The organism is Ruegeria sp. AA6, assembly GCF_056542865.1.
In genome coordinates this window covers 98,661-117,444 of sequence record NZ_JBQGAN010000015.1, presented here as the reverse complement: position 1 = coordinate 117,444, position 18,784 = coordinate 98,661, and the positions used below count along the sequence as shown (strand labels likewise).

General features: G+C 58.0%; 18 protein-coding genes. 13 read left to right on the top strand and 5 right to left on the bottom strand.

Translation table 11 applies throughout. The features are described from left to right. The 3 genes from ACR0LN_RS16940 to rpsD form a co-directional block, all read left to right on the top strand. Positions 1–201: hypothetical protein (locus tag ACR0LN_RS16940; protein WP_480431294.1), on the top strand; the 201-nt coding region annotated here is incomplete at its 5' end. 305 nt (positions 202–506) lie between these two features. Next, positions 507–1,013 (top strand): hypothetical protein, encoded by a 507-nt coding sequence (locus ACR0LN_RS16935; protein WP_480431292.1) that lies wholly within the window; start codon positions 507–509, stop codon positions 1,011–1,013. Positions 1,014–1,217: 204 nt separating this feature from the next. Next, on the top strand, positions 1,218–1,838 hold the full coding sequence (gene rpsD, locus ACR0LN_RS16930) for a 30S ribosomal protein S4 (RefSeq protein ID WP_480431291.1): 621 nt from the start codon (positions 1,218–1,220) through the stop codon (positions 1,836–1,838). Positions 1,839–1,966: 128 nt separating this feature from the next. On the opposite strand, the gene ACR0LN_RS16925 is transcribed toward rpsD, so the two are convergent. After that, a complete protein-coding gene (locus tag ACR0LN_RS16925) occupies positions 1,967–2,428 on the bottom strand; it encodes an Lrp/AsnC family transcriptional regulator (protein ID WP_480431289.1) in 462 nt (153 codons plus the stop codon). A 102-nt stretch (positions 2,429–2,530) separates the two neighbouring features. Between ACR0LN_RS16925 and ACR0LN_RS16920 the strand changes: the two genes are divergently transcribed. The 4 genes from ACR0LN_RS16920 (at position 2,531) to ACR0LN_RS16905 (ending at position 6,841) form a co-directional block, all read left to right on the top strand. Then, positions 2,531–3,946, top strand: a complete 1,416-nt coding sequence (locus ACR0LN_RS16920) for an aminotransferase class V-fold PLP-dependent enzyme (protein WP_480431287.1) — start codon at positions 2,531–2,533, stop codon at positions 3,944–3,946. Positions 3,947–4,011: 65 nt separating this feature from the next. Further along, positions 4,012–5,097, top strand: a complete 1,086-nt coding sequence (gene hisC, locus ACR0LN_RS16915; RefSeq protein ID WP_480431285.1) for a histidinol-phosphate transaminase — start codon at positions 4,012–4,014, stop codon at positions 5,095–5,097. Next, positions 5,094–6,014 (top strand): prephenate/arogenate dehydrogenase family protein, encoded by a 921-nt coding sequence (locus tag ACR0LN_RS16910; RefSeq protein WP_480431283.1) that lies wholly within the window; start codon positions 5,094–5,096, stop codon positions 6,012–6,014. The genes hisC and ACR0LN_RS16910 overlap by 4 nt, the downstream gene beginning before the upstream one ends. Continuing rightward, a complete protein-coding gene (locus ACR0LN_RS16905; RefSeq protein WP_480431280.1) occupies positions 6,011–6,841 on the top strand; it encodes an extensin-like domain-containing protein in 831 nt (276 codons plus the stop codon). Before ACR0LN_RS16910 ends, ACR0LN_RS16905 begins: the two co-directional genes overlap by 4 nt. Here the strand turns inward: ACR0LN_RS16905 and ACR0LN_RS16900 are convergent. Continuing rightward, entirely contained in the window at positions 6,838–7,839 is a 1,002-nt protein-coding gene (locus tag ACR0LN_RS16900) for a DUF2125 domain-containing protein (protein WP_480431278.1), read from the bottom strand. The two genes, ACR0LN_RS16905 and ACR0LN_RS16900, sit on opposite strands and share 4 nt — an antisense overlap. 67 nt (positions 7,840–7,906) lie before the next feature. Here ACR0LN_RS16900 and ACR0LN_RS16895 point away from each other — a divergent pair, with 67 nt between their 5' ends. The 3 genes from ACR0LN_RS16895 to ACR0LN_RS16885 all read left to right on the top strand — a co-directional run bounded on the left by ACR0LN_RS16895 (position 7,907) and on the right by ACR0LN_RS16885 (position 11,347). After that, positions 7,907–8,437 (top strand): gamma-glutamylcyclotransferase, encoded by a 531-nt coding sequence (locus ACR0LN_RS16895; RefSeq protein ID WP_480431276.1) that lies wholly within the window; start codon positions 7,907–7,909, stop codon positions 8,435–8,437. 69 nt (positions 8,438–8,506) lie between these two features. After that, positions 8,507–9,685: a biopolymer transporter ExbB gene (locus ACR0LN_RS16890; RefSeq protein WP_480431274.1), complete on the top strand. Its 1,179-nt coding sequence runs from the start codon at positions 8,507–8,509 to the stop codon at positions 9,683–9,685. A gap of 3 nt (positions 9,686–9,688) precedes the next feature. Beyond that, positions 9,689–11,347, top strand: a complete 1,659-nt coding sequence (locus ACR0LN_RS16885) for a peptidoglycan -binding protein (protein WP_480431272.1) — start codon at positions 9,689–9,691, stop codon at positions 11,345–11,347. 3 nt (positions 11,348–11,350) lie between these two features. Here ACR0LN_RS16885 and ACR0LN_RS16880 read toward each other — a convergent pair whose 3' ends face one another. The 3 genes from ACR0LN_RS16880 to gloB form a co-directional block, all read right to left on the bottom strand. Next, the gene (locus tag ACR0LN_RS16880) at positions 11,351–12,166 is read right to left on the bottom strand and encodes a M23 family metallopeptidase (protein ID WP_480431270.1); all 816 of its coding nucleotides are present in this window, start codon (positions 12,164–12,166) and stop codon (positions 11,351–11,353) included. Positions 12,167–12,310: 144 nt separating this feature from the next. Beyond that, positions 12,311–14,635: an ATP-dependent Clp protease ATP-binding subunit ClpA gene (gene clpA / locus ACR0LN_RS16875; protein WP_480431268.1), complete on the bottom strand. Its 2,325-nt coding sequence runs from the start codon at positions 14,633–14,635 to the stop codon at positions 12,311–12,313. A gap of 166 nt (positions 14,636–14,801) precedes the next feature. After that, positions 14,802–15,569, bottom strand: coding sequence for a hydroxyacylglutathione hydrolase (gloB, locus tag ACR0LN_RS16870; RefSeq protein WP_480431266.1), 768 nt, complete (start codon positions 15,567–15,569; stop codon positions 14,802–14,804). 61 nt (positions 15,570–15,630) lie between these two features. On the opposite strand from gloB, the gene ACR0LN_RS16865 reads away from it, so the two are divergent. The 3 genes from ACR0LN_RS16865 to atpA all read left to right on the top strand — a co-directional run bounded on the left by ACR0LN_RS16865 (position 15,631) and on the right by atpA (position 18,776). Continuing rightward, entirely contained in the window at positions 15,631–16,365 is a 735-nt protein-coding gene (locus ACR0LN_RS16865) for a methyltransferase domain-containing protein (RefSeq protein WP_480431264.1), read from the top strand. A 311-nt stretch (positions 16,366–16,676) separates the two neighbouring features. Next, the gene (locus tag ACR0LN_RS16860; RefSeq protein WP_480431262.1) at positions 16,677–17,237 is read left to right on the top strand and encodes a F0F1 ATP synthase subunit delta; all 561 of its coding nucleotides are present in this window, start codon (positions 16,677–16,679) and stop codon (positions 17,235–17,237) included. After that, positions 17,238–18,776 (top strand): F0F1 ATP synthase subunit alpha, encoded by a 1,539-nt coding sequence (atpA, locus tag ACR0LN_RS16855; protein ID WP_480431260.1) that lies wholly within the window; start codon positions 17,238–17,240, stop codon positions 18,774–18,776. Positions 18,777–18,784: the final 8 nt, after the last annotated feature.

Here is an 18,784-nt window from a genome sequence, read left to right as displayed (position 1 = left end):
TTTGGGAGCGCGTTTGCCAAGGCGCCGGTAACCCAAACAGTGGACGACTTTTGCTCCGCCCAATGGCAGACTTTCTCACCGCCGTTGACAACCCAAAGCGGCGGGAGTGGAGCTCTACAGAACCTCAGAATTCTAGAAGAACAAAAAGCTGAAGTAACGGCCGCCCTTCGGGGCGGCTTTTTTGTTACCCAAATTTTTTAGTGGGCGACAATGAGTTGTCAAGATGGGCGAAGTGGCCGCGGCACAATCAAGCGTGATACTAAATATCTATAACAATCAATGTTTTAGATTTTGGCGGCTGCCGATTATGGGTTATTTATGCCCAACGGAACAGATCTGACACCAAATAGTTTAGTCTGGCGGGGGCATTTCCCGTCTGGGTGTAACAAGTGAATCCCTCGGGCAACATTTTTGTTAATGCTGTATTAACGTCTCTTTTCGGCCTTATTTTACGTTGATAAGACGGTGTTAGCGAGCAGTGGTGAGTAGAAAGTACAGGCGGTACAATGAGAGCCGGCAAAAGCGGTCGAGTAGCCATACAGTGGGGACAAACAGAAATTGACGGATTGGAGGCAGCGCCTCTGTCCTTTCTGCGCGTCGGAGCAAGCTGGTCCTGGCGCGGGCAAGTGCGTTTTCTGGTCGGAACAGCCGAACATGCGACGGAATGGGCAGGACGTCCATTTAGCGCAGCCTCGGATTTTCGTCACCACACGCAAGATCAGATTGTCCCAGAAACCGCGAGCGGTGTGTTTGTGTTGACTAATGGTGCACAAACGTTCACAGCAAGTTTGTTCCAAGCCGTGGGTGAATTTGCCCCCGTTCTGGTTTTTGAAGGTGATATCCCAACGCGAGATCAGGAATTTTGGGTCAGTGAATACACTGAAGTCGAAGCTCAAGGCGGCGAACTGGCTGGAATGGGCGACACGGTTGTCGCGTTTCCTTCCCAACCAATTTTGGAGTTGGGAGAGCAGGACCAACTGCGGGCTGCCTCAGCCGGGCAAGGGACCGACTGACGGATAGGCTTTTCCTTAACTTTTGTCGGAAACTTCTAGGCAGAGCCGTTGATGTGTTGACTCCGCCGGTTTCGCAGATATAAGCGCGGCTTCATTGGTGTTGGTGGCCCCCGCAAGGGGATGCCTGTCATGGGGGAAACCTCAAGAGGACAACGCCCTTCATAGTGGCCCTTTGGGCCTCGACCTAAACGAAGGAGATCAGCCGTGACCAAACGCACGTCTGCCAAGTACAAAATCGACCGCCGGATGGGCGAAAACATCTGGGGTCGTCCGAAGTCCCCGATCAACCGTCGTGAATACGGTCCCGGCCAGCACGGTCAGCGCCGCAAGGGCAAACTGTCGGACTTCGGTCTGCAGCTGCGCGCCAAGCAGAAGCTGAAAGGCTACTACGGCGACCTGACCGAGAAGCAGTTCCGCCGCATCTACGCTGAAGCCGAGCGTGTCAAAGGCGACACTGGTGAAAACCTGATCGGTCTGCTGGAGCGCCGCCTGGACGCCGTTGTTTACCGCGCCAAATTCGTTCCGACCGTCTTTGCTGCGCGTCAGTTCGTGAACCACGGCCACGTCAAAGTGAACGGCAAGCGGGTCAACATCCCCAGCTACCGCGTCAAAGAAGGCGACGTTATCGAGGTTCGTGAAAAGTCCAAGCAACTGGCTGTTGTTCTGGAAGCTGTTGCGCTGGCCGAGCGTGATGTGCCTGACTACATCGACGCTGACCACTCGAAAATGACCGCGACTTTCGTTCGCGCACCGGGCCTGAGCGATGTGCCTTACCCGGTCATGATGGAGCCGAACCTGGTCGTCGAATTCTACGCGAAGAACTAATCTTCGCCGAATTCGAAGGAATAAGGGCCGCGCTTTTAGCGCGGTCTTTTTTGTTTGAGGGGGCTCTGCCCCCAATCGCGGCAGGCCGCGATTCCCCCGAGATATTTTTGGCCAGATGAAGAGGCGGATCAGATCGGCAGCGGGCGGCCTTCGGCGATGGCCTCCATCGCGAAATACGAGGTAACGCTGTCCAATTCGACCTTTTCGATCAGGCGCTGATAGACCTTGTCGTACGAGGCCATATCCTCGGTCACGACCTTCAGCTGATAGTCATAATCGCCACCGATCCGGTGGAAATCCACCACCTCGGGGATAGTCAGAACATGACTGCGAAAGGCCTGCAACCACTCGGCCGAATGGTGCCGGGTTCGCAGCATAACAAAGACCACAAGGCTCAGCCCCAGTTTCTCGCGCGCGATCCGGGCGGTTGAGCCGATGATGACCCCATTTTCATTCAATGCCTTCAGGCGGCGCCAGCAGGCATTCTGTGATAATCCAACGCGATCCGCCAACTCGCGCTGTGAAAGAGTAGCGTCGGTTTGCAGTTCTCGTAGGATACGTTTGTCAATTTGATCTAAGTTTTCTGCCATAACTGATCATATGACACAAAAATTAAGAAAACTATCGAAAGAAAGGTGAAGTTTTTCCAACTAAGTTCAATCACATTGGTAGGGCAATACGGAGATTATGCCATGACCCTGTCCAAATTTCGCGCAGACATCCTGTCCACCACTCGCAATTCAAGTCTGCGCGACGGGCTGATCGGAGAAAACGTACTGATCCCGGGTCTGCATGGGGACGTGCCGCTAGTTTACGCGGATTACGTCGCTTCGGGCCGTGCGCTGCGGCAGGTCGAGGAATTTGTCACCGAACAGGTGCTGCCCTTCTATGCCAACAGCCATACCGAGGCCTCCTATTGCGGTTCATACATGACTCGGTTGCGCCGCGAGGCGCGCGCAGAAATTGCCCGCATCGTTGGCGCGAAGGGAGAGGACGCGGTGATCTTCACAGGGTCTGGTGCCACTGCGGGTTTGAACCGGCTGGTCAGCTTGTTGGGTGTGGATGCGGCTGACCGGCCGGTTGTTTTGATCGGGCCGTATGAGCATCACTCGAACATTCTGCCGTGGCGGGAAAGCAAGGCTCGGGTGATTGAGGTCCCCGAAGCCGCTGAGGGTGGTGTTGATCTGTCCGCGTTGCAGCGGACTTTGGTTGACCATGCGGCGGCTGATCTGATCATCGGGGCGTTTTCGGTGGCATCCAACGTGACCGGGATCATCACCGACCCGGACCCGATCACCCGGTTGCTCAAGGCGCATGGGGCGATTTCGGTGTGGGATTATGCGGGCGGCGGGCCGTATCTGCCGATGGATATGGGGCCGGAGGATGCGCGCAAGGACGCCATCGTTGTTTCTCCGCACAAGTTTCCGGGCGGGCCGGGCGCGTCGGGCGTTTTGATCGTCAACGAACACGCCGTGAAACGCACATGCCCCAGCTGGCCGGGTGGTGGTACGGTCAGCTTCGTCTCGCCCTGGCGGCATGACTACAGCGAGGATCTGGCCACGCGGGAAGAGGCCGGAACGCCGAATGTGATTGGTGACATCCGCGCGGCGCTGGCCTTCATCGTCAAGGATGTGGTCGGCACCGATGAGATTGCCCGCCGTGAGGCGCAGTACAATCGCATGGCGTTGGAGGGGTGGGGCGACAACCCGAACCTGACATTGCTTGGCACAGATAATCCACATCGCTTGCCGATCTATTCATTCCTCGTACGCGACAACTCGGGTCAGCCAGTGCATCAGCAACTGTTCACCCGGATGCTGAGCGACATCTACGGCATTCAGGCGCGTGGCGGCTGTGCCTGTGCGGGGCCGTATGCGCATCGGTTGTTGGGGATCGACCGGGAAACGTCGGATGAACTGCACGCGGCCTTGTCCGCCGGGGAAGAGATGAAGAAACCCGGTTGGGTGCGTCTGAACTTCTCGTACCTGATGAGCGAAGAGACGGTTCAGTTCATCATCGACAGCGTTAATGACCTGTCCCGCCGGACCGAGGAATTTGCGCCCTGTTACAGTGCCGACCCGGCGACCGCCCGCTTCAAGGCGGCGTGATGGAATTGCCGCTTTTCTCAACCCGTTGAGACAGGTATGAGAGGCTCCAATCAACGGAGCCTCTTATGAACAAGATCACCCCTCAACCCGGCATTATGGACATCGCGCTCTATCAGGGCGGCCAGTCGCACGTGGCCGGGGTCGAGCATGTGATCAAGCTCAGCTCGAACGAGAACCCGTTTGGCCCCAGCCCCAAGGCGATTGAGGCGGTGCGCGACAGTGCCGCGACCTTGCATCGTTATCCCAGCACCGACCATGCCCCCCTGCGTGCTGCAATTGCTGAACGGCACGATCTGGACCCGGCGCGGATCATCTGCGGTGTGGGCAGTGACGAAGTGCTGCAATTCATCGCTCAGGCTTATGCGGGACCGGGGGATGAGGTTGTCTATACCGAGCACGGCTTTTCGATGTACCCGATCATCGCCCGCATGGCCGGTGCGACGCCTGTGATGGTGCCCGAGTGTGACCGTCATGTGGACGTTGATAACATTCTGGCCGCTGTGACCGGCCAGACCCGTATCGTGTTTGTGACCAACCCGGGCAACCCGACCTCGACCATGATCCCCGAAGCGGACCTGGTGCGGCTCGCCGAGGCGCTGCCGCAGACTTGCCTGATGGTGATCGACGGGGCTTATGCCGAATTTGTCGACGGGTTCGACGGCGGCGCGTCGCTGGTGGACCGCTTCGAGAATGTGATCATGACCCGGACATTTTCGAAAGTGTACGGTCTGGGCGGCATGCGGGTCGGGTGGGGCTATGCCGCGCAGTCGATCATCGACGTGCTGAACCGCGTGCGCCAGCCGTTCAACCTGTCGCTGACCGCTTTGGCGGCGGCTGAGGCGGCGGTGAAGGATGTGGAATTCCTGACCTTCTGTCAGGCCGAAAACGCCCGCCTGCGGGTGTGGTTGTCGGCAGAGTTGGAAAAGATCGGTGTTCCGTCGGATGCGTCCTGCACCAATTTCATCCTCGCCCGGTTTACCGATCAGGCCGAGGCAGAGGCCTGCGACGATTACCTCAAGACCCAAGGTCTGATCGTGCGCCGTGTGGCGGGCTATAACCTGCCCAACGCATTGCGGATCACCGTGGGTGATGAAGAAGCGTGCCGCCGCGTCGTCGCGGCCATCACCGCGTTCAAGGGAGGTGCCGCATGAGCCAGGTTTACGACCGCATTGCGCTGATCGGGCTGGGTCTGATCGCGTCGTCCATGTTCTGGGCCATCAAGCGCTCGGGCCTTGCGGGTGAGGTCACCGGTTATGCTCGGTCCGAGGCGACCCGGGATACCGCCCGCCGGATTGGTTTGTGCGACCGCGTTTGCGACACCGCGCAAGAGGCCGTAGAAGGCGCCGATCTAGTGGTGCTCTGCGTTCCTGTCGGCGCGATGGGTCCGGTCGCTGCGGTTATCGCGCCGGTCCTGAAGCCGGGTGCGACAGTGACAGATGTGGGTTCGGTCAAGCGGCATGTGATTCAGGCGGTCGCGCCCCATATTCCCGAAGGTGTGCATTTCATCCCGGCGCACCCGCTGGCTGGAACCGAGCATTCCGGCCCCGAATCCGGGTTTGCCGAACTGTTCGACAATCGTTGGAGCTTGTTGGTGCCCGTCGAAGGCTCGGATCCTGATGCCATCGCCCGCCTGCGTGCGTTGTGGGAAGGCATGGGTGCAAACGTCGATGAGATGGATGCGGACCACCACGATCTGGTTCTGGCCGTAACATCCCATGCACCTCACCTGATCGCCTACACAATGGTCGGGGTGGCCGATGACCTGCGCCGGGTGACCGATACTGAGGTGATCAAGTATTCAGCCGCCGGTTTCCGGGATTTCACGCGGATCGCAGCCTCAGACCCAACCATGTGGCGCGACGTTTTCCTGACCAACAAGGATGCAACGCTGGAAATTCTGGGCCGCTTTACCGAGGAGCTTTTTGCCCTGCAGCGAGCGATCCGCACAGGTGACGGAGAACACCTTTTCGACTATTTCACTCGTACTCGCGCAATCCGGCGTGGAATCATCGACGCTGGCCAAGATACGGATGCGCCTAATTTTGGACGAGGGAAATCGAACCCATGAAACGCATCTGGAGGGCAATAGTGGTTGGGTGCGTGGCCGTCAGCGCCACTCAGATCACCGCGGCCCCTCTGGAAAAGTCGCTGGTTCCGATTGCCCGCCCCTCGGCGGCACCTGTGTTGGCGATTGCCACACCTGTGCCCAATGCTGAAATTCGCCCAGAATTGCGCCCTGTTTCGCCTCAAGTGATGGCGTTTGCTGCGCGCCCTTCAGATTTGCCACTATTGGGACCGGATACCTCGCTGATGCCTTTTCTGCGGCCTAAGGCGCTGGAACAGGAAGCACTGTTCAAGAAGCGCAAGCTGCGTAAGGGCTCGGTCTGCGGTGAGATCGACATACAAGGTAAAGCCGTAGGGAACGTGCCGGGCAGAATCAAAGCCTGTGGAATCACGGACGCAGTGCAGGTGACATCGGTTTCCGGAGTGACGCTCAGCCGTCCGTCGACGATGGATTGCGGCACGGCGATCGCGCTGAACAAATGGGTCGACAAAACGGTTAAACCCACCTTCAAGCGGCGCGGCCCTGTGGTTGAGCTTAAAGTCGCCGCGCACTACGCCTGCCGGACCCGGAATAACCGCAAAGGGGCGAAGATTTCGGAACACGGCAAGGGCCGGGCGATTGACATTTCGGGTTTCAAAATGGCGGATGGAGAGGTTGTGACGGTCCTGAACGGCTGGCGCAAAAACCCGTCAAAGCGTCAACTGACCAAGGTTTGGCGCGGAGCCTGCGGTCCGTTCGGCACGGTATTGGGGCCAAATGCAGACCGGTACCATAGGGATCATTTCCATCTGGACACAGCGCGTCACCGGCGTGGACCGTATTGCCGCTAACGTAAGATCAGGCGCGGCGCGGGGCCAAGCGGCACTGGGCCGAGTGCCACAAACCCATCCCTGAAGTTCAGCTGTAAATCCAGCGCATTCGGGTTGCCGCCCAGCCCAGCCATGAAGTTCAGCGCCCGTGTCACGGTATCGACCGCCTGATCGGGCAGGGCGCCTGCTGCGTTGGCCATGGCGATCATGTCCCGCCAGTTTTCGGCCTTGATCGCGATCTCACCGGTTGGAATACCTTGTGGGTCTACGTCAAGCTCTCCAGTGGCGAACAGCCGCAATGCGCCCCATTTCATCTCGGCCAGCCGCAGATCAATCTGAACTGGCTGAGGTCTGCTTTCCTCCAAGGCTGACCGGTCCCATGCTTTGTCAAAGGTGGCCGTCATGTCCAGTTCCAGCGTCTCAAAGGCTTGTGGCAGGGTCGTGGCCGAGCGCATCAGCTTGCGCAGATTGTCACCCGGGGTGAAACTGTCCACTTTGGCGCTGATCAGGTATGATTCTGGTGTGGCGGCCTGCTCCATAACAAGGGCCAGCGTGTCGCCGCCGGCTAATGCTTCTGTGTTATCCATGACTGACCAGGGGCCAGACGTCAGCGCCATTTTTTCCAGTACCAATGCTACGCCCGGTTGCAGTTGCAACTCGGCTTGCAGGTCGCTGGCCGTTACGGTTGACGTTTGATCGAAATACGACAGCCGCTGTGGAGTATCAGCAAAACGCAGTATCTGACGGCCAGGCCAGATCGCTGGGCTTTGAAACTCGATCCAATCGGCGCTCCAGGCGGTGCCGTTGACGGGATCTGCAAGGGCCGGGCTGTTCAGGCGTGTCACGTGGTGGAAGGGATACCCAGCAGTTTCCGTTTCCGAAAATTCGGCCTGCCAACCCCTGTTCTGCTGTGCATCGAACCAGGCGGTGATCGCATTGTGCAGCCCAAAGCCTGCGACGAACCAATAGGCACTCCAGATCACAACCAAGAAAATGACTACTCGTATCAGACCGCGCATGGCAGTTCGCCCTTTTTCCCACCTCGGATTTGATGTTTATAGGCCCAAACGGGCAAGGACCAGTGCTATGACGATGTGGGTTTTCGGATATGGATCGTTGCTGTGGAATCCGGGTTTTCCGGTAGCCCGCAGCGAACGTGCTACTTTGCATGGATACGCCCGATCTTTCTGCATGAGCTCGATCCACCACCGCGGTACCGAAGACCACCCAGGTCTGGTGCTGGCGCTGGATGAACAGGACGATGCCCACTGTAAAGGGTTGGCCCTGGCTGTTGAGCCCGGTCATGAAGACCGTACCCTGCACGAGCTGCGCGAGCGTGAATTGGTCTCTTCGGCCTATCTGGAAAAGATGCTGGATGTGCATTTGGACAATGGTGAGGTCGTCAATGCGGTCACCTATGTGATTGATGCCGACCACGTGCAATATTGCGGCGGCATGCCGCTTGAGGAGCAGGCCCAGATCATTGCGCATGCCGTTGGGGGGCGGGGGCCGAACACCGAATACCTCTATAACACCGCCGAACATCTGGCCGAGATCGATCTGCGTGACTCCGATCTTGAGTGGTTGGCGCAACGGGTGCGGACCATCACCGCATAAACCCTTGGCGTCAACGGTGTTATTTCGCTAGATTCGTCACAGAGCAGGCAAAAATCGGGAGCCACGCGCATGGCGCAGGCACATCAGGGCGCGAGACCGCATTTCTCGCAACCCATTCGTCAGATCGTTACGATGCTGGTCGCGATTGGTTTGGCGGGGCTGGGCATCTTTTTGGCGCTGCCCTATGTTTTGCCGGTTTTCTACGCCAACCCTTACCTCAACGGCTTTATCCTGATGGTCTTTGTGATCGGTGTTTTCGCCTGTTTCTATCAGGTGACTCAGCTGATCGGTTCAGTCCGCTGGATCGAGGGTTTTGTCGGCGGCGTAGTTCGCGAGGATGCGCGTACTCCGCAATTGCTTGCGCCGCTGGCTTCGCTTCTGCGTGAACGGGGCGCGCGCTCTCAGATCAGTTCGACGTCCACCCGGTCTATTCTGGACTCGGTCGCCGAGCGGATCGAGGAAGAGCGTGAGATAACCCGATACATCACCAACGTACTGATCTATTTGGGGCTTTTGGGCACGTTCTTTGGGCTTGCCACGACAGTCCCAGCCATCGTCGACACCATCCGCAGCCTCAACCCGCAAGAGGGCGAAGAGGGGATGGCCGTGTTCAATCGCCTCATGGTCGGGCTGGAATCGCAATTGCAAGGCATGGGCGTGGCGTTTGGATCATCGCTTTTGGGTCTGGCCGGATCACTGATCGTTGGCTTGCTGGAGGTGTTTGCAGGCCATGGTCAAAACAGGTTTTACCGCGAGCTTGAGGAATGGTTATCCTCGATCACCCGCGTTGGCTTTGCAGCCAGTGACGAAGGTGGCGCTGAGCTGGCTGTTTTGACGCCGGTTCTGGATGCCATGTCCGAGCAAATGAACGCATTGCAGGATTTGTTTGCTGCACAAGAGGCGGATCGCGCAGCGGTATCATCCCGTCTGGGCCAGTTGGCGGACTCGATTGGCGAGATGAACCAGCGGCAACAGAACACTGACGGCGTAACCGCAGCCTTGGAGCGGGTTGCACTTGGTCAGGACGCCCTTTTGGATCACATGCGCGATCAGGGCTCTGGTGAGGGGATTGATGCGGAAAGCCGCATGCGCCTGCGTTCAATGGACGTGCAGTTGCTACGCATTCTCGAAGAAATCTCGGCTGGTCGACAGGAGAGCATGAGCGAGCTGCGCAAGGACATAGAATTGCTTGTCAAAGCCCTGACATTGCCCCGAGGCGCCGTACGTACCGCTCCGGAAGGAGAGTAACTTATGGCCCTTTCCCGACGCACAGGTCAGCGTTTCCAGGGGTCTGTCTGGCCCGGATTCGTGGATGCTATTACCGGGCTGTTGATGGTGCTGACCTTCGTATTGACCATCTTCATGGTGGTTCAATACGTGTTGCGGGAAACCATTTCCGGGCAAGAGGATGAGCTGACCGCTCTGTCTGACGAAGTCGCTGCACTGGCCGGAGCGCTTGGATTGGAGGAGCGGGAGAACAGCCGACTGCAAGCGCGGCTAGGTGTGCTGAATTCTACCCTGAACCAGGTCGAAACAGAGTTGGAGCAGGCGCAGGGGCAGCTGACCGATTTTGAGGCGCAAGTTGCCGCTCTGCTGTTGGAACAGGAGCAGGCGCAAGGTGAAATCGCCGAGCTGCAAGGCGAACAGGACGCATTAAATCTGGCTTTGGCACAAAGCCGGGCCGAGATCGACGAACAGACCGAAGCGGCCCGGTTGGCTGCGGCCCAACGTGAAGCGCTAGAGGCGTTGGTCGCTGATCTGGAACAAAGCGACGCAACGCAGGCCACTCGGATTTCCGAACTGGAAGAGCAGTTAAGTGCAGAAGAGGCCGCGAAACTGGCCGAAGCTGCCGCTGCGGAAAACCTGCGCAATCGGTTGCAGAATGCCGATGCCGAACTAACGGCAATGACACTGGCTCTTGAGGCGCAGCGTAAAGAAGCTGAGGAAACGTTGACTCTCCTGGCAGCTGCGCAGTCCGCCAAGGCGGAGCTTGAGCGTCAATTCGGTGAGCTAAACGCAGAAGACCTGAAGGCCCAGCTTGAGGCGGCGCTTGCAGCGCGGACAGAGGCACAGGCTGAAGCTCAGGAACAACGCTCTCTGGCCGAACAGCGTGCAGCTCTGCTGGCTGTGGCGCGTGACACGTTGTCGGCTGAACAGGTCATTTCTGAAAAGGCGCAGCGCGAAACCGCTTTGCTAAATCAGCAAATGACAGCATTGCGCGAACAATTGGGCGGTTTGCAGGCCCTTTTGGACGACTATGAAGAGCGAAACGCCGCCGCCGATATCCGTATCCAGACCTTGGGCCAGGACCTGAATGCCGCGTTAGCCCGAGCCGCCTCGGAAGAACGTCGACGTCGATTGTTGGAAGAAGCCGAACGTGTCCGCCTTGAAGCAGAGGCTGAAGAACTGGCCGCGCAGGCAGAAAACCTTGCGGCCCAGGCCGAGGATCTGCAGCGATACCGGTCCGAGTTCTTCGGCCGCTTGCGTGACGTGCTGGGGGATGAGGAGGGCGTGAGGATTGAAGGCGATCGGTTCGTTTTTTCATCTGAGGTTTTGTTTGATACAGGATCCGCGGTTTTGTCGCCGATCGGTCGGCAGGAGGTGGCGAAAGTGGCCAATATCTTGCGTGGCGTTGCGGCGGAGATCCCAGAGGGGCTCAATTGGGTGATCCGGGTGGATGGCCACACGGACAACGTGCCTTTGGCCGGGTCAGGGCGGTATCGCGACAATTGGGAGCTTAGCCAAGGCAGGGCGTTGTCGGTTGTGCGCTACATGGTTGAAGGGCTGGGCATTCCACCGAACCGGCTGGCGGCCAACGGCTTTGGAGAATTCCAGCCGGTTGACCCGGCCGACACGCCCGAAGCCCGTGCCCAGAACCGTAGGATCGAATTGAAACTGACCGAAAGATAGCAGTTATTGCAGTTCAACCATCGTGGATTCGCGGCTGATTACGCGCCCGTCCCGGATCATTGACACTGTGCCAGTGTAAGCACCCGTTGGCCAACTCGGCTGCTTCAATCGCAGCCCGGTCGCGCGATAGACCTGCGCCTGTGTTTTTTCCAGTTCGACATCGTGGTCGAATACATTTCCTTGCGGCCCAACAACCTCGAGCCGAAGAATATCGCCAGCTTGGCTGCCAAATGCATGGCCATACAGAACCAGTGCTGGCGCTTCCCCTGGCAAGCTGTCACGCGCAGCGGTCCCGGCCAGTACCGCGTCATAGTCAGGAATACCATCTGCAAATCCCAGCGAAACTATCCCGCCCGGGACATAGTCGGGGGGGGTCTGCCACAGGGTATTCGTTGATGGTTGGCAATCCAGCTCGCCGTCGGGTACGAATGGGTCAACAACCTCGCCATCCTTGCGTACGGATAAATGCAGGTGGGGGAACTGAGTTAATCCGCTCAGCCCGATTTTTCCCAATACTGCGCCAGCTTCAACCCTATCGCCCTTCGTAACGGTGACAGAACCACGTTGCAGGTGGCAATATTGCGTTTCCCACCCATTTTCATGTTCGATCACCATGCCGTTACCGCATTCCCGTCCAGACACCGAGGGCGTATTTCCGGGGTCGTATCGCTGGTCGACCATTCCGTCGCGTACGCCCCGAATAATCCCAGGGGCAGCGGCCAAGACGTCAACGCCCTTTGCCATTTCAGCCAAGGTCGGCAACGCAAAATCTGTGCCTTTGTGTCCGTCGTACACCAAGTCACCGCACCGAAAATCCATTGCCGCCTCAGACGGCTGGTGGTCGACATAGTTCTGGATGTGACAGGTCTCACCCAAGTCGCAATCAACGGGTATCTGCAAAAGAAAATCGCTCGCTGCCGGTGAGGCAGCGAGCGATATCGCAAATATCAGACCAGACCGCATTTAGTCTGCGGTCAGCAGAGGTGGTTTATCACCCGGGATACGGCGCTGATCCGGGCCGAGGATTTCAAGGTCCAGCTCGCCTTTCTTGACCGACACACGCACAACCCCGCCTTTGGCAAGCTTGCCGAACAGCAACTCTTCGGCCAACGGCTTTTTGATATGCTCCTGGATCACCCGACCCAGCGGACGCGCGCCCATCTTGTCGTCATAACCTTTGTCGGCCAGCCATTCGGCAGCCTTCGGCGTCAGGTCGATGGTCACGTTGCGATCCAACAACTGCGCCTCAAGCTGCAGCACGAACTTTTCGACCACCTGCAGGATGACCTCTTTCGGCAGTGGCGCGAAGGAAATCACCGCGTCCAGACGGTTGCGGAATTCCGGCGTGAACATACGCTCGATCGCGGCTGTGTCTTCGCCTTCGCGGCGATCGCGGCCAAAGCCGATGGCGGCCTTGGCCTGTTCCTGCGCACCTGCGTTTGAGGTCATGATCAGTACCACGTTGCGGAAGTTCACAGTGCGGCCGTTGTGATCAGTCAACTCGCCGTGGTCCATTACCTGCAACAGAATATTGAACACGTCCGGGTGCGCTTTTTCAATCTCGTCCAGCAGCAGAACGCAGTGCGGATGCTGGTCGACGCCGTCGGTTAGTAGACCGCCCTGATCAAAGCCGACATAGCCCGGAGGCGCACCGATCAGACGGGAAACCGCATGTTTCTCCATGTATTCGGACATGTCGAAGCGCAGCAGTTCCACACCCAGCGTATCCGCCAGCTGTTTCGCCACTTCGGTTTTACCGACACCGGTGGGGCCGGCGAACAGATAGTTGCCGATGGGCTTTTCAGGCTCACGCAGACCGGCACGTGCCAGTTTGATCGCACTGGACAGCGCCTCAATCGCTTCATCCTGACCGAACACTACGCGTTTCAGCGAGGCTTCGAGGTCTTTCAGAACCTCGGCATCGTCCTTTGTGACGTTCTTGGGCGGAATGCGGGCGATCTTGGCAACCACGGCCTCAATCTCTTTCACGCCGATGGTCTTGCGGCGTTTGCTTTCCGCAACCAGATGTTGCGCGGCACCGGCCTCATCAATCACGTCGATCGCCTTGTCGGGCAATTTGCGGTCATTGATATACCGCGCCGACAGTTCCACCGCGGTTTTGATCGCATCCGCTGTGTATTTGATCTCGTGATGCTTCTCGAAATAGGGTTTCAGGCCGCGCAGGATTTTTACGCTGTCCTCGACCGAAGGTTCGTTCACGTCGATCTTCTGGAACCGGCGGCTCAGCGCGCGGTCTTTTTCGAAATGCTGACGGAACTCTTTGTAAGTGGTCGAGCCCATGGTGCGCAGCTTGCCGCCCTGCAGAGCAGGCTTAAGCAGGTTCGACGCGTCCATCGCGCCGCCCGAGGTGGCACCAGCACCAATCACGGTGTGAATCTCGTCAATGAACAGCACCGCGTCGGGGTGTTCTTCCAACTCGGTCACCACTGCTTTCAGGCGTTCTTCGAAATCGCCACGATAGCGGGTGCCTGCAAGCAGCGCGCCCATGTCCAGTGAATAGATTGTGGTGTTGGACAGAACATCGGGCGCTTCACCGGCCACGATCTTATGGGCTAGCCCCTCGGCAATTGCAGTTTTGCCCACACCCGGATCACCCACCAGCAGCGGGTTGTTCTTGCGGCGACGGCACAGCACTTGGATGCAGCGTTCAACCTCGTCGGCGCGACCAATCAGCGGATCAACGTCGCCTGCGCGCGATTTCGCGTTCAGATCGATGCAGTATTTACCAAGCGCGCTTTCCTTTTGCTCGCCATCGCCTGCGGTTGCCTGCGCTTCTTCTTCCACCTGGTCCGCGCCCGACACCGAGCGGTTTTCACCATATGCCGGGTCTTTGGCTACACCGTGCGCTATGAAGTTCACCGCGTCATAGCGGGTCATGTCCTGTTCCTGCAGGAAGTAAGCCGCGTTGCTTTCACGTTCGGCAAAGATGGCGACAAGTACGTTGGCGCCAGTCACTTCGGTCCGGCCCGAGCTTTGGACGTGGATCGCGGCACGTTGAATGACACGCTGGAAGGCGGCTGTTGGTACAGCCTCGGACCCGTCTATATCGGTCACCAGATTCGACAAATCCTCATCAATGAATTCGACCAGAGTGCTGCGCAGCTCATCCAGATCGACGCTGCAGGCTTTCATGACGCGGATGGCATCAGGTTCCTCAAGCAGCGCCAGCAGCAGATGCTCCAGCGTTGCAAATTCATGGCGCCGTTCATTCGCAGCCGCCAAGGCCGCGTGAATGGCTTGTTCTAATGTGCTCGAGAATGAAGGCACGCGGGTGCTCCTCTGTCTTGGGTCGCAAGGGGGCTGATACGGCCCCGCTCCAACCATGTCCTCATACTATTAGAGTTTGGTTGATCGTGGCCCGGCTTCAAGGGTTTTCTTTCACTTGACAGTCACATTTAACGTGACCGTTGCCGTGAAGAGAGCGAAATAGGCATTAGAACCGATCTTTTCTAGCCCTGATTTCAGCAAAAACCGCGACCGGTTCCGCATTTTCCATGCCCAAATGGGCCTGAATCGCCGGATCAGTGGCGCGCAGAAAGGGATTTGTTGCTTTTTCCAGCGCCAAAGTCGACGGTACGGTGGGTTGTCCAGCGGCTCGGGCAGTGTCAATTTCGGCCATACGTTGCCGCAGTGCGGCATTGTCCGGGTCGACGGTAACAGCAAATTTGGCGTTGGATTGTGTATATTCGTGGCCAGAGCAGACGATTGTTTCGTCAGGCAAGGCGGCCAGTTTGGATAGCGACGCCCACATTTGCTGAGGTGTGCCTTCAAACAGGCGCCCGCATCCAAGGGCCATCAGGCTGTCGGCAGTGAACACAGCGCCGCTTTCCGGCATATAGTAAGCAACGTGCCCGACCGTGTGGCCTGACACATCCAGCACCTGCACTGGCTCGCCGCCAACTTCAAACGAGTCGCCCTCGGCCACTTGTTGATCCAGCGAGGGCAGGCGGTAGGCGTCGGCAGCTGCACCAATGACCTTGGCTGATTGCTGTTCCAGTATGGCACCCAGACCGTCCACGTGATCCCAGTGGTGATGGGTCAGCAACACATGGCTGAGGCTCCAGCCTCGCGCGTCCAACTCGGCTAATATCGGGCCAGCCTCGGGCGCGTCGACCAACGCGGTCTGGCCATTGACGGCATCATGCGCCAGAAATGCGTAGTTGTCGCTAAGGCAGGGGATGGTGACGATCTCAAGAGGCATGGCCTTTTGCCCTTTCGTTGCTAGACTGCGCCCAGCTAAGCCGATTGACCGGGTGTCCGCAATGCATCTTGATGTGCAGGATTTGAGGAATTTCTACTACCGCAGCACTCTGGGTCGTGCGGCGCAGGCGGCTATACGCGGGCGGCTTACCGAAGTGTGGCCCGAGGCCAAAGGGCAGACTGTGGTGGGCTTCGGCTTTGCAGTGCCGCTGTTGCGGCCCTATCTGGCAGACGCGCGACGCGTGATTGGCCTGATGCCGGGCCCGCAGGGGGTGATGCCATGGCCCGCCGGAATGCCTAATGTTTCGGTCCTGACCGAAGAGACGCTGTGGCCAGTCGAAACCGGTCACGTCGACAAGTTGGTGGTTATGCATGGGCTTGAAACCTCAAGCCGCCCCAGCGAATTGCTGAATGAGTGTTGGCGGGTTCTTGGCCCCGGTGGTCGCGCGGTTTTCATTGTGCCGAACAGGGCCGGGCTATGGTCACGTACCGACAAGACACCGTTTGGTTTTGGGCGTCCGTATTCCGCGTCGCAGCTTGAGAGCCAGCTGAAGGCTCATCATTTCATCCCGGAAAGCCATTGTTCGGCACTCTATATGCCACCTTCATTTCGCCGTTTCTGGCTGAAGTCGGGAAGTCTTATCGAAAAAACCGGTCAGCGAGTGCCAACCGTAATGGCAGGAGGGGTTTTGATGGTCGAGGCGACCAAACATATCCGGCCACCCAGCGGCAGCGTCACCAAAGATGCTGAGCGCCGTCCGATCAAGGCGCTGGATGGGTTATTGAAACCCGCTTAAGCGGCAGTCGCGTTATGAGACGCGAAAACTGCGGAAATTGCGGGAAAAAGGTCACAGGAATCGCAAAAACCTACACTTTGGTAACATTTTTCTCGTGCCCCAATCGGATAAAAGGGTCGCACCCGGCTTAACTATTTGAAAAATAACGTTTTGTGGATAAAGTGCTTGCCGTGATAATATATTGCTAGGTTGGTTCACCTCTGCTACATCCCCGGTGATTTTGATCCCCGGCCAACTGGACGGGGTTTCCTCACGCCCCGAAGTAGCGGCCGCTACACAAACTCGGGGCCTCAAATATCGGAAGGGTGGACGTGTCCGAACCAGCTTCGATTTCCACGGGCATTGCCGAGCGCTATGCCACGGCGATCTTCGAGATCGCGAAAGAGAATAATGACCTTGCGGGTCTGGAAACCGGAATCAATGATCTGTCAGCAGCATTGGGCGAAAGCGCCGAATTGCGCGACCTGATTGCGTCGCCTTTGGTTTCCCGCGCGGAACAAGAAGGCGCAATCACCGCCGTCGCTGACAAGATGGGTCTGCACGCGATCCTGCGCAACACGCTGGGTCTAATGGCGCAAAAACGCCGCCTGTTCGTCGTGCCGCAACTTGTTCAGGTATTGCGCGACATGCTGGCCGATGAGCGTGGCGAAGTGACCGCCGATGTCGCATCTGCCAAGGCGTTGACCAAAACCCAAATGGATAAACTGTCCAAGACGCTGTCTGAGCGTGTGGGCAAGACCGTGACAATCAATGCGACCGTGGATGAAAGCCTCATCGGCGGTCTTGTCGTTAAAGTGGGCTCGAAAATGATCGATAGCTCGATCCGTTCGAAGCTGAACTCCCTACAGAATGCAATGAAAGAGGTCGGATAAATGGGAATCCAAGCTGCAGAGATTTCTGCAATCCTGAAGGACCAGATCAAGAATTTTGGTCAGGAAGCCGAAGTGGCCGAGATCGGCCGCGTGCTGAGCGTCGGTGACGGGATTGCCCGTGTATACGGCCTGGACAACGTGCAAGCGGGTGAGATGGTCGAATTCCCCGGTGGCATCATGGGCATGGCCCTGAACCTTGAAAGCGACAACGTCGGTGTCGTTATCTTCGGTTCTGACCGTGACATCAAAGAAGGTGACACTGTTAAGCGCACCAACTCGATCGTGGACGTTCCGATCGGCGACGAGCTGCTGGGCCGCGTTGTTGACGGTCTGGGCAACCCGCTGGACGGCAAGGGCCCGATTAACGCGTCGAAGCGTGGCGTTGCAGACGTCAAAGCCCCCGGCATCATCCCGCGTAAATCGGTGCACGAGCCGATGGCAACCGGCCTTAAATCGGTTGACGCGATGATCCCGATTGGCCGTGGCCAGCGTGAGCTGATCATTGGTGACCGTCAGACCGGTAAAACTGCCGTCGCTTTGGACACCATCCTGAACCAGAAAACCTACAACGACGCAGCAGGCGACGACGAGTCGAAGAAACTCTACTGCGTCTACGTTGCGGTGGGTCAGAAGCGTTCGACCGTTGCCCAGCTGGTGAAGAAACTGGAAGAGTCCGGCGCGATTGAATATTCGATCGTTGTGGCCGCGACCGCGTCCGACCCGGCGCCGATGCAGTTCCTGGCGCCTTACGCCGCGACCGCGATGGCCGAGTACTTCCGCGACAACGGCCGCCACGCGCTGATCATCTATGATGACCTGTCGAAGCAGGCTGTTTCTTATCGTCAGATGTCGCTGCTGCTGCGCCGTCCGCCGGGACGTGAAGCGTATCCGGGTGACGTTTTCTACCTCCACTCCCGTCTGCTGGAACGTTCGGCGAAGCTGAACGAAGACTTCGGTGCAGGCTCGCTGACCGCTCTGCCGGTTATCGAAACTCAGGGTGGTGACGTTTCGGCCTTTATTCCGACCAACGTGATTTCGATCACCGACGGTCAGATCTTCCTGGAAACCGAACTTTTCTACCAGGGTATCCGTCCTGCTGTGAACACCGGTCTGTCGGTTTCGCGTGTGGGCTCTTCGGCTCAGACCAACGCAATGAAATCGGTTGCTGGTCCGGTTAAACTGGAACTGGCTCAGTACCGCGAAATGGCTGCGTTTGCGCAGTTTGGTTCCGACCTCGATGCCGCAACCCAGCAGCTGCTGAACCGTGGCGCGCGTCTGACCGAGCTGATGAAACAGCCGCAGTACTCGCCGCTGACCAACGCGGAAATCGTCTGCGTCATCTTCGCGGGCACCAACGGTTACCTCGACAAGATCGAAGTGTCCGACGTTGGCCGCTATGAGGCCGGTCTGCTGGCGCACCTGCGCGGCAAGCACGCTGACCTGCTACAGTGGCTCACCGACGAAGATCCGAAGATCAAAGGTGACGCGTCCGACAAGATCAAGGCAGCGATCGACGAATACGCCGCGACCTTCGCTTGATAGGAGGT